General features: G+C 67.8%; 7 protein-coding genes. 6 read left to right on the plus strand and 1 reads right to left on the minus strand.

Going from position 1 to position 11,435, the window contains the following annotated elements:
• The first annotated feature begins 47 nt into the window (after positions 1-47).
• Positions 48-767 (plus strand): PAQR family membrane homeostasis protein TrhA, encoded by a 720-nt coding sequence (gene trhA / locus ACQ1X7_RS06540; RefSeq protein ID WP_432477362.1) that lies wholly within the window; start codon positions 48-50, stop codon positions 765-767.
• A 16-nt stretch (positions 768-783) separates the two neighbouring features.
• Here trhA and ACQ1X7_RS06545 read toward each other — a convergent pair whose 3' ends face one another.
• Entirely contained in the window at positions 784-2,742 is a 1,959-nt protein-coding gene (locus ACQ1X7_RS06545; RefSeq protein WP_432477363.1) for a thioredoxin domain-containing protein, read from the minus strand.
• 108 nt (positions 2,743-2,850) lie between these two features.
• Here ACQ1X7_RS06545 and ACQ1X7_RS06550 point away from each other — a divergent pair, with 108 nt between their 5' ends.
• The 5 genes from ACQ1X7_RS06550 to ACQ1X7_RS06570 all read left to right on the plus strand — a co-directional run bounded on the left by ACQ1X7_RS06550 (position 2,851) and on the right by ACQ1X7_RS06570 (position 11,396).
• The gene (locus ACQ1X7_RS06550; protein ID WP_432477364.1) at positions 2,851-4,257 is read left to right on the plus strand and encodes a hypothetical protein; all 1,407 of its coding nucleotides are present in this window, start codon (positions 2,851-2,853) and stop codon (positions 4,255-4,257) included.
• Between the two features lie 111 nt (positions 4,258-4,368).
• On the plus strand, positions 4,369-5,823 hold the full coding sequence (locus ACQ1X7_RS06555; RefSeq protein ID WP_432477365.1) for a type I restriction-modification system subunit M: 1,455 nt from the start codon (positions 4,369-4,371) through the stop codon (positions 5,821-5,823).
• The gene (locus ACQ1X7_RS06560) at positions 5,820-6,953 is read left to right on the plus strand and encodes a restriction endonuclease subunit S (RefSeq protein ID WP_432477366.1); all 1,134 of its coding nucleotides are present in this window, start codon (positions 5,820-5,822) and stop codon (positions 6,951-6,953) included. The genes ACQ1X7_RS06555 and ACQ1X7_RS06560 overlap by 4 nt, the downstream gene beginning before the upstream one ends.
• Before the next feature lie 3 nt (positions 6,954-6,956).
• Entirely contained in the window at positions 6,957-8,036 is a 1,080-nt protein-coding gene (locus tag ACQ1X7_RS06565; RefSeq protein WP_432477367.1) for a hypothetical protein, read from the plus strand.
• Between the two features lie 9 nt (positions 8,037-8,045).
• Positions 8,046-11,396 carry a DEAD/DEAH box helicase family protein gene (locus ACQ1X7_RS06570; protein ID WP_432477368.1) on the plus strand — a complete coding sequence of 1,117 codons (3,351 nt, stop codon included), beginning with the start codon at positions 8,046-8,048 and terminating at the stop codon, positions 11,394-11,396.
• Positions 11,397-11,435: the final 39 nt, after the last annotated feature.

Below are 11,435 nucleotides of genomic sequence, written 5' to 3' on the forward strand. Positions count from 1 at the left end.
CTCGCGTTCTGCTTCACGCCGACCGCGGGTCCCGTAGCCTCGTGGTCATGAACGACGTCGTGCGCCAGGGGCTGGACCACCTCGCCCACGACGTCGCCGAGCTCACCCGGCACGTCAAGCCGAAGCTGCGCGGCTGGCTCCACCTCGTCAACGCGCCGCTCACGCTGGCCGCCGGGATCGTGCTGATCGCACTGTCCCCCACGGCCCCGACGCGGGTCGGGTCGGCCGTCTTCGCCGGGTCCGCGCTGGTGCTGTTCACGGTGTCCGCGGTCTACCACCGCGGGACGTGGTCACCACGCGTGCACGCGTTCCTGAAGCGTTTCGACCACGCGAACATCTTCGTGCTGATCGCCGGCTCCTGCACGCCGTTCGCGATCCTGCTGCTCGACGGCGCCGACCGGTGGACGATGCTCGGCATCACGTGGGGCGGCGCGCTCGCCGGCGTCGCGATGAAGGTGCTGTGGGGCGGTGCCCCGCGCTGGCTCTCGGCGCCGATCTACATCGCCCTCGGCTGGGCGCCGGTCTTCTTCTTCGGCGACTTCATCACCGGGGCGATGGGGTACGGCGAGGCCATCGGCACCGCCATCATCGTGCTGGTCATCGTCGGGGGCGGTCTCTACACCGTCGGCGGCCTGGTCTACGGCACGCAGTTCCCCAACCCCTGGCCCCGCTGGTTCGGCTTCCACGAGGTCTTCCACACGCTGACGATCCTGGCGTTCGTGACCCACTACGTCGGCGTCTCGCTGGCGACGTACTCGCTGCGCTGACGGCCGGCAACCGGCATCACAGCAACGCCGGGTCGGTCACCGGCCGCTCGCACACCAGCCGCCGGCAGACGTACGCCGCCGGGCGGCCGTCGACGGGCTCCCGCCCGACCAGCAGGGGGACGTCGTCGCGGGGCCCGTCGGCCACCAGCACGACCGCGCCGGGGCGCCGTCGGGCCGCCGCCTCGAGCGCGTCGCGGTCCGGGCCGGGCGGGCCGACCACGGCGACCTCCTCGGGACCGTCGAGCATCGACACCGCGGCGGCCAGGGACCATCCCGCGAAGCGCGGCGCCCGCTCGGCGATCGGCGCGACCGTGGCCAGGGCCGCCTCCGCGGCGTCGCGGTGGCGACCGGAGCCGGTGAGGGCCGCGTAGTCCGCCAGCGCGTGCACCATGGCCGACAACCCGGACGGGGAGGCGTTGTCGGACGGGTCACGCGGCCGCGCCACCAGCGCCTCGGCGTCGTCGGCGGTGTCGAAGAAGCCACCGTCGTCGGCCGCGAAGTGCTCCAGCGCGGCATCGAGCACCACGCGTGCCCGCTCCAGCCAGGCCGCGTCGCCGGTCGCCTGGAGCAGGTCGAGGAACCCGGCCGCCACGCACCCGTGGTCCTCCAGCACCCCGGCCGGCGACCCCACGACCCCGTCCCGGGAGACCCGCCGGAGCCGCCCGTCGACCAGGTGCCGGTCCCACAGCAGCTCGCCGGCGGCCACGGCCGCCTCGACGTACGCCGGCTGCCCGAGCAGCGTCCCGGCGCGGCACAGTCCCGAGATCGCGAGCCCGTTCCACGCGGCCACGACCTTGTCGTCGCGGGCCGGCCTCGGGCGCGCGGCCCGGGCCTCGCGCAGCCGTCGCTGCACGTCGAACCACCGGTCGAGGTCGTCGGGGTCCTCGCGCAGCTGCAGCGTGGAGGTGCCGTTCTCGAACGTGCCGGCCTCGGTCACGCCCAGCCAGCGGGCGGCCCAGGCGCCGTCGTCGGGTCCGAGCACCGAGGTCAGCTGGGCGGGCGTCCAGACGTAGTAGGTCCCCTCGGCGCCCTCGGAGTCGGCGTCGAGGGCGGAGGCGAAGCCACCCTCGGGGGTGCGCAGCTCCCCGAGCAGGAAGTCGGCGATGCCCTCGGCAGCCCACACGCCCTCGGCACTGTCACACCGGGCGGCCCACTCGGCGTACACGCGGAGCAGCAGAGCGTTGTCGTAGAGCATCTTCTCGAAGTGGGGCACCACCCAGTCGGCGTCGACGCTGTAGCGGGCGAACCCACCGCCGAGCTGGTCGTGGATCCCGCCGCGGGCCATCGCCTCCAGGGTCTGCGCCGCCATCGCCCGCGCGCGCTCCGAGCCCTCGCGCAGCAGGAACTCGAGCACCATCGAGGGCGGGAACTTCGGCGCTCCCCCGAAGCCACCCCGCTCCGCGTCGAACTCCCGGGCGAGCAGGTCGACCGCCGTGTCGAGGGTCTCCCGGCCGATCGGCGCCGCCGCGGCAGCCAGGGGCTGGCTCAGGTGGTCGCCGAGCCGCTCGGCCACCCGCTGGACCTCGTCCCCGCGGTCGCGCCAGGCCTCGGACACGGCGGCCAGGATCTGCCGGAAGGCCGGCTGCCCGTGCCGCGGCTGGTCGGGGAAGTAGGTCCCGGCGAAGAACGGCCGGGCGTCGTGGTCGAGCACGACGGTCATCGGCCAGCCGCCGTGACCGGTCATCGCGGTGGTCGCGTTCATGTAGACCGCGTCGACGTCCGGCCGCTCCTCGCGGTCCACCTTGATGCTCACGAAGTGCTCGTTCATCAGCGCCGCGGTCGCGTCGTCCTCGAACGACTCGTGCGCCATCACGTGGCACCAGTGGCAGGCGGCGTAGCCCACGGACAACAAGATTGGTGCATCACGGCGCCTGGCTTCCTCGAAGGCTTCGGGTCCCCACTCCCACCAATCCACCGGATTCTCCGCGTGTTGGAGCAAATACGGGCTGGTAGCGTTGGCGAGGCGATTGGCCATTCCTGTGACTCCTGATGAGTGGCACGTGCATCACTTTTCCCTTGAGTGATGCACGAGAGTGATGCACGAAACCGGCGTACGATGGGCTTCTCCAGCGTAGGAGGTCTCGTGGCGGCGCGTTCTCAGCCGAAGCTGCTCGCACAGGGCAAGCCGCGCACCCTCGGCGGCAGCACGCGGCCGTGGCGGGTGCGTGTCTACGCACCGGCACCGGGCAGCAACAAGTACCAGGTGTACTTCAAGGCGCCGGCCGGCGACGGCGAGCCGTGGAAGCGGGTGCTGCGTCGCGCCGCCTCCGAGGAGGAGGCCCGCAAGATCTTCGCTCAGGCCGAGGCCGCGCTCGACACCGAGCAGGCGACGCCCGTCGGCGCTGATGTGCGCGCCTCCCGCACGATCCGGATGCTCGGCGAGGAGTACCTGCGCGACAGTCGTGAGCGAGGCAAGCAGCCGCGCACGATGGAAGGGCGCGAGTCGCGACTCAACGCCCACATCCTCCCGACCATCGGCGACGTGCCAGTGACGAAGTGGCGTGTCGAGCACAGCCGCAAGGTGATGGAGAAGGGCAGCAAGACGCTTTTCTCCCAACGCGGCCGCGAGGACCTCCGCGGCCAGCTATCGGCAATGCGCAAGCTCGCCTGGCGGCTGGGCTGGCTCGACCGCAGCATCGACCCGCTGGACGGCCTGGAGATCAGGCGAGCGAACGTCCTGCACGGAGCAACTACCCAGTACGTCGACCCGCGCCTGCGCCCGGAGACTCGTCAGGTGAAGGCGATGGCCGCGGCCGCCGACCAGCTCTGCGGTCCGGAGGGCATTGACCCGCTGATGACCCGCCTGCCGCTGTTCGGCACGAAGATCCGCGTCGCCGGCTTCGGTGGGCTGAGGCTCGGCGAGCAGAACGCGCTGCGGGCGATCGACGTCTTCTTCGAGCACGGCTACGTCCACGTCAACGGCTCCTGGATCACCCCGCGCAAGGCGCCCGGCTTCCGCGGCCCGGTGAAGAACCACGTCCTCCACGAGGTGCCGCTGCCGAAGTCGCTGATGCACGAGGAGCTCCTCCCCCGCGTCCGCGAACTGCTGGACCTTCCGGCGAAGGCATCGCTCCAGCAGGTCATCAACGCCCAGGAGGCCGAGCGCCAGCGCCGGGCGTCGCTGGCAGCGCGCGAGAAGGACCGGAACCTCGCCTGGTGGAACTATCCAGTGCCGCCCGAGGGCGAGCTGTGGCTCTTCGTCGACACTGTGACCGGACTGCCGGTGAAGCCCGAGATGCACAACGAGCGCTGGCACCGTGTCCGCGCGTGGGTCGACGAGCACGACCCTGAGAACGCCTGGCCCAAGACGATCGTCTACCGCAACCTCCGCCACCATGCCGCGACCAAGTGGTTCCACGAGGAGCTCGGCGAGCCCTGGGAGGTCGTCGCCCAGTACCTCGGCGACAAGCTCGCAACCGTCCTCAACCACTACGTTCGGGCCGGTGAGGACGCTCTCCGTGGCTCGGTCAGCAAGCTGGCCGAGCGGTGAAGTGTCGGTGGCGTCTGAGAGTCTGCCCGGCTGCTCCGGAGACGCCGGACGGCGGAAGGAAGTCCAGCAATGTCCGAGTCAGCGGTCGAGTCCGTCAGTAAGGTTTCGTCAGTGATCACGGGTGAGCTGAAGAGCAAGATCGACCGCATCTGGGACGCCTTCTGGTCGGGCGGCATCAGCAACCCGCTCGAGGTAATCGAGCAGATCACCTACCTGCTGTTCATCCGCCGCCTCGACGACATCCAGACGTTGGCGGAGAAGAAGGCCCGCATCACCAAGGCCGACGTCGAGAGCCCCGTGTTCCTGCCGGGCCAGGCGCACCTGCGGTGGAGCCAGTTCAAGAACGCCTCCCCTGAGGTCATGCACAAGACCATCGCCGATGAGGTCTTCCCGTTCCTGCGAGGCATGGGTGACGGCACGACCTACAGCGAGCACATGAAGGACGCCCGCTTCACCATCCCGACCCCGGCGCTGCTGTCGAAGGTCGTCGACATGCTCGACGACATCCCGATGGCCGACCGCGACACCAACGGCGACCTGTATGAGTACTTGCTCTCAAAAATCGCCTCCGCAGGGGTGAACGGCCAGTTCCGCACGCCGCGCCACATCATCGAGCTCATGGTGAAGATGACCGCGCCGCAGCCGTCCGACGAGATCTGCGACCCTGCCTGCGGCACCGCCGGCTTCCTCGTCGCCGCGAGCGAGTATGTCCGCGACATCCACGCCGAGGCGCTGCTGGACTCTGCGCAGCGCAAGCACTTCCACGCCTCGATGTTCCACGGCTACGACTTCGACTCCACAATGCTCCGCATCGGCAGTATGAACATGTTGCTGCACGGCATCGAGTCCCCCGACATCCGCTACCGCGACTCGCTTTCTGAAGGCGCCGCCGGGGACGCTGACAAGTACACGCTTATCCTCGCCAATCCACCGTTCGCGGGTTCGCTCGACTACGAGTCCACCGCCAAGGACCTCCAGCGGATCGTCAAGACCAAGAAGACCGAGCTGCTCTTCCTGGCACTGTTCCTCAAGCTGCTCAAGCCCGGCGGCCGCGCCGCCGTCATCGTCCCCGACGGCGTCCTGTTCGGATCGAGCACGGCGCACAAGGCGCTACGCAAGACCCTCGTCGAAGACCAGAAGCTCGACGCCGTCGTGAAGCTCCCGTCCGGCGTCTTCCGCCCGTACGCCGGCGTCTCGACCGCGATCCTGTGCTTCACCAAGACCAACTCCGGTGGCACCGACGAAGTTTGGTTCTACGACGTTCGCGCCGACGGCTTCTCTCTCGACGACAAGCGCAACCCCGTCGAGACCAACAACCTCCCCGACGTGCTCGCCCGGTGGGAAAACCTCGTGGATGAGAAGGACCGAGCCCGCACCGACCAGTCCTTCCTCGTTCCCAAGGGGGACATCGTTGCCCAGGGCTACGACCTCTCCCTGAACCGCTACAAGGAGATCGTCCACGACGAGATCGAACACCGCGACCCACTGGAGATCATCGCCGACATCGAGCTGCTCGAAGACGAGATTGCCAGGGGTCTCGCCGAACTGAAGGCGATGCTCACGTGACCGCCTTGGGCGAGGTCCTCCGACCAAGCAAGGATCCGGTTCGCGTCGAAGACCCTGCAACAGCACGACTGATCTCGGTCAAGCTCCACGGCAAGGGCGCTGTGCAGCGAACTGTTGGCGACGGCAAGGCACCCAAGCCATTCACTGGCAACCGCGGGCGGGCGGGTCAGTTCGTGTTTTCTCGTATCTGGGCGCGACGAGGCGCGATGGCCCTCGTCCCAGCCGAGCTCGACGGCGTCATCGTCACCAACGAGTTCCCGCTCTTCGACGTTGATTCCGCAAGGCTGGACGCGCGCTACCTCAACCGATACGTACAGACGCCGTCCTTCCTGGCTAACCTCGAGCGCGTCAGCGCGGGTGCATCAGGGCAGAACCGCGTGAAGGAAGCCGCCTTTCTAGGCCTCGATATTCCGCTGCCGCCGCTCCCTGAGCAGCGCCGCATCGCCGCGATTCTCGACCACGCCGACGCCCTTCGCGCCAAGCGCCGCCAGGTCATCACCCAGTTCGACTCGCTTACCCAGTCGATCTTCCGGGACATGTTTGGGGAGCCCTACGAGAACCAGATGCCGCTCTGCGAAGTAGCCGATTTCTTCGGTGGTGCAAGCCTCCCTGCAGGTGAAGCCTTCGCCGACCAGCCGGGCGGTGTCTTGCTGATGAAAGTCTCGGACATGAACTCGGTCGGTAACGAGGACGAGATTCGCACGACAGCCCTGTGGTCCGCGAGGCCGACTCCACGCTCCTCTACGGTCGGCCCTGGAGCCGTCGCGTTACCGAAGCGGGGCGCTTCGATCGCGACCAACAAGAAGCGTCTGACCACGCGTCCTACCGCTCTTGACCCGAACCTTATGGGGGTCCAGCCTCGGCCTGAATCTCTGACCAGTCGATATCTCCACGAGTGGTTCAAGTCGTTCGACCTGTCGACCATTACGAGCGGCAGCACGGTCCCGCAACTCAACAAGCAGGATCTAGCTCCGCTCATGATCCCGATCCCATCTCTCGACGTTCAACACGAGTTCGCCGAGCGAGTAGAGGCAATCCACGAGAACGGCGCCGCGGCGCATCGTGCAGCAGCAGCCGACGACCAGCTCTTCGCCTCCCTTCAGTCTCGCGCCTTCCGAGGGGAGCTGTGACAGATGCCCGTTGAGATGAGGATGTGGCGGATCGACGGCGAGGAGCCGAAGCCGCTGACGACGTCCGTGCTCCCCGCAGAGAAGGACCTGCACGAGTTCCTCAAGCGCGACCCGTCCCTGCTCGGCGACCGCCTGCTGGTGATCGGCAGCGAGGTGATCACGCCGTACGGGCCGCGTCTCGACCTGCTGGCGATCGACGCCGACGGCAACCTGAACCTGCTGGAACTCAAGCGCGACAAGACTCCTCGCGAGGTCGTCGCCCAGGTGCTCGACTACGGCTCGTGGGCCTCGACGCTGTCTCGGGACGACATCATCGACATCGCAACGAAGCACCTTGACCAGCCCTTCGAGGCCGCGTTCGAGGACGTCTTCGGCAGCGCCCCGCCCGACGAGCTCAACGGCGACCTCAGCCTCACCATCGTGGCTGCCGAGCTCGACGCGAGCTCGGAGCGCATCGTCAACTACCTGCGTGACTTCGGGGTCCCGGTCAACGCTGTCTTCTTCTCCTATCTCGAGAACGACGGGCGTCGCTATCTCGCCCGTTCATGGCTCGCCACGTCTGAGGAGGGCGCTCCGGCAGCGCCGTCGGCGGGCAAAAAGGGCAAGCGTGCCGCCTGGAACGGACTGGACTGGTACGTCTCCTACGGCGGAAACCGGAACTGGGAAGACGCACGCCGGTTCAACTTCATCGCGGCCGGGGGCGGGAGGTTCTACTCCCAGACGATGAGGTCACTGCCCGAAGGCGCGCGCGTATGGGTGAACCTCCCCGGCACCGGCTACGTGGCCGTCGGCAGGACCCTCGCCCCAGCGCGCCGGTGGACGGACGCCATGGTCAAGCTCGGCGAGGGCTGGGTGAAGCTGTCCGAGCAGGACCTCGCCGGCACACCCCACCCGCACTTCGACGACGCCGACGCCGACATGGCCGAGTGGGTGGTGCCCGTGGAGTGGCTCGACGCCCGTCCCGAGGCCGCCGCCTTCTGGGAGAAGGGGATGTTCGCCAGCCAGCACAGTGCCTGCAAGCTCCGCCAGGAGTTCACCCTCGGGCGCTTGGCCGTCCACTTCAACATCGACGACGGCGAGTAGACGACTGCGATGGGGAACTTCGACTTCGTCCGCCAGACGCTGCCGTCAGTCCATGACGACTGCGCCCGGGCCGAGTCGTACCTGTCGTCGGATCCTCGCTCGGCGTGCTTCTACAGTCGCCGCGTCGTTGAGGAGCTCGTCGGCTACCTCTACGACGTCCTGTCGCTGCCGACGCCGTATCGCGACGACCTCGCCGCCAAGATCGGTGACCCCGCGTTCAAGGCGAAGGTGCCGCAGGGCATCGCGCAGAAGCTGACCGCGATCCGTCGCATCGCCAACACCGCGGTGCACGAGAACCGGCAGATCCGCCCCGACGTGTCGCTCGCGGTGCTGCGCGAGCTGTTCAACGTCGTGCTGTGGACGTCATACCACCACTCACCGTCCCCCGACGCGGTGCCGTTGCAGGCACAGTTCGACCCTGCACTAGCCGCCAAGGCCGCGCCGCTGTCGCGCGAGGAGGTCACTCGGCTGGCTGCAAAGTTCAAGGAGCAGGACGAGGCCCACGCCCGCGAGCTGGCGGAGAAGGACGAACGTCTAGCTCAGCACGCGGCAGAGATCGCGCAGCTAAAAGCGCAGATCGCCGCGGCCCAGGCGGCAGCCGCGCCAGACACCCGCGACTACGACGAGGCCGCGGCCCGGGACCTGTTCATCGACGTCCTGCTGCAGGAGGCCGGGTGGGAGCTGGCCGAGCAGCGCGACCGCGAGTTCGAGGTCACGGGCATGCCCAACGCCGAGGGCAAGGGTTTCGTGGACTACGTACTGTGGGGCGCCGACGGCCTTCCACTGGCCGTGGTGGAGGCCAAGCGCACTGCGAAGTCACCGGAGGTGGGCCAGCAGCAGGCCAAGCTGTACGCCGACTGTCTCGAGAAGCAGTTCGGCCGGCGGCCGGTGATCTTCTACACCAACGGCTACGAGCACCGGATCTGGGACGACGCCGGTGGCTACCCGCCCCGCGAGATCCAGGGCTTCTACACTCGCGACGAGCTCGAGTTGCTCATCCAGCGTCGTCGGACCAAGCTGCCATTGTCGAGCGCTCCGGTGAACACCGACATTGCCGGTCGGCCCTACCAGGTCCGGGCGATCAAGGCGGTCAGCGACGCGTTCGACCGCAAGCAGCGCGAGGCGCTGCTGGTGATGGCGACAGGGTCAGGCAAGACCCGCACCACCATCGCGCTCGTCGACCTGCTGCAGAAGGCGAACTGGGTCAAGCGGGTGCTCTTCCTCGCGGACCGCACCGCGTTGGTCAACCAGGCCGCGAACGCGTTCAAGGAGCACCTGCCCGGCTCGACCACAGTGAACCTCGTGACGGAGAAGGCCGTCGAGGGCCGCGTCTACGTGTCGACCTACCCGACGATGATGAATCTGATCAACGAGGTCGACGGCGGCCTGCGTCGGTTCGGTCCCGGCTACTTCGACCTGATCGTCATCGACGAGGCCCACCGCTCCGTCTATGCCAAGTACGGCGCGATCTTCGACTACTTCGACTCACATCTGGTCGGCCTGACTGCGACCCCGAAGGACGAGGTCGACCACAACACCTACCGGCTGTTCCATCTCGAGGACGGCGTCCCCACCGATAACTACTCGTTGGACGAGGCCGTCGATGCGGGCTACCTCGTGCCCCCGAAGGGCATCAGCGTGGGCACCCAGTTCCTCCGCTCGGGCATCAAGTACGACGACCTCACCGAGCAGGAGAAGGACCAGTGGGATGCGCTGGACTGGGGTGAGGACGGCCCGCCCGACGAGGTCGGTGCCGAGGAGCTCAACCGGTTCCTGTTCAACGAGGACACCGTCGACAAGGTCCTCGAGACCCTGATGATGCAGGGGTACAAGGTCGCGGGCGGCGATCGACTAGGCAAGACGATCATCTTCGCCAAGAGCCAGAAGCACGCGGAGTTCATCGAGAAGCGCTTCAACCTCGCCTACCCCGAGCTCGTCGGCCACTTCGCCCGCGTCATCACCCACGGCACGCCGTACGCCCAGTCCTTGATCGACGACTTCTCGATCAAGGACAAGGCGCCGCACATCGCGATCAGCGTCGACATGCTCGACACCGGCATCGACGTACCCGAGGTCGTCAACCTCGTGTTCTTCAAGATGGTCCGCTCGAAGTCGAAGTTCTGGCAGATGATCGGCCGCGGCACGCGCCTGTGCCCCGACCTGTTCGATCCCGGCGAGGACAAGCAGGACTTCCTCGTCTTCGACTTCTGCGGCAACCTCGAGTACTTCAGCCAGGACCTGCCCGGCTCGCAGGGCCAGATCCAGAAGTCGCTGTCGCAGCGGCTCTTCGAGGCGCGGCTTGGACTCGTGATCGCCCTCGGCGACGCCGAGCCTGAGCTCCGGTCGTCCACGAAAGAGACTCTGCACGAGGTTGTCGCTGGTATGAACCTCGAGAACTTCGTGGTCCGCCCGCACCGCCGGTTGGTCGAGAAGTACGCGTCGGCCGAGGCCTGGAGCAGCATCGTGCCGGAGGACTCCGAGGGGCTGCTCACGCTCGCCGGACTGCCGTCGTCCGTCCGGGACGACGACGAGGACGCAAAGCGCTTCGACCTGCTCATCCTGCGCCGCCAGCTTGCCCAGCTCGACGGCGACGCCGTCCTGGCCGAACGGCTGCGCGAGACGGTGCAGCGCATCGCCGCGGCCCTGCTCGGCAAGACCACGATCCCGAGCATCGCCGAGCAGGCCGTCCTGTTGGAGTCGGTGGCCGGTGACGAGTGGTGGATCGATGTCACCCTGCCGATGCTGGAACTCGCGCGGCTCCGCATCCGCGGCCTGGCCCGCTTCATCGAGAAGACGCCCCGCAATCCGATCTACACCGACTTCGAGGACACCCTGGGCGAAGGAGTCGAGGTCGTGCTCCCCCGCGTCACGCCCGGCACCAACTTCGAGCGCTTCCGCGCCAAGGCCGAGGCCTACCTACGCGAGCACCTCGACAACCTCGCCCTCCAGCGCCTGCGCCGGAACAAGCAGCTCACGCCCGAGGATCTGACGGAGCTGGAGCAGATGCTCGTCGCCTCCGGCGGTCAGCAGGTCGACATCGCCTGGGCGACCGAGCAGGGCGGGGGCCTCGGGATCTTCGTCCGTCACCTCGTGGGCCTAGACCGGGCCGCCGCCATAGAGGCCTTCGAGAAGTACCTCGACGGCACCGCCTTCTCGGCCGACCAGATCCGCTTCGTCAACCTCATCGTGGACGAGCTGACGAAGAACGGCGTCATGGAGCCGGCCCGCCTCTTCGAGTCGCCGTACACCGACCATGCTCCGACTGGCCCCGACTACTTCTTCCCCGACGCCGACGTCGACGTCATCGTCGACACGCTCCACCACATCAAGCAGACCGCAGTCCCGGAGGAGGTCGCATGACGTCGTCGGCACGGGCGATGCCGTATCAGCACCTGTCGA

The sequence above is a fragment of the Nocardioides sp. GXQ0305 genome, from assembly GCF_050880345.1.
GTDB lineage: Bacteria > Actinomycetota > Actinomycetes > Propionibacteriales > Nocardioidaceae > Nocardioides.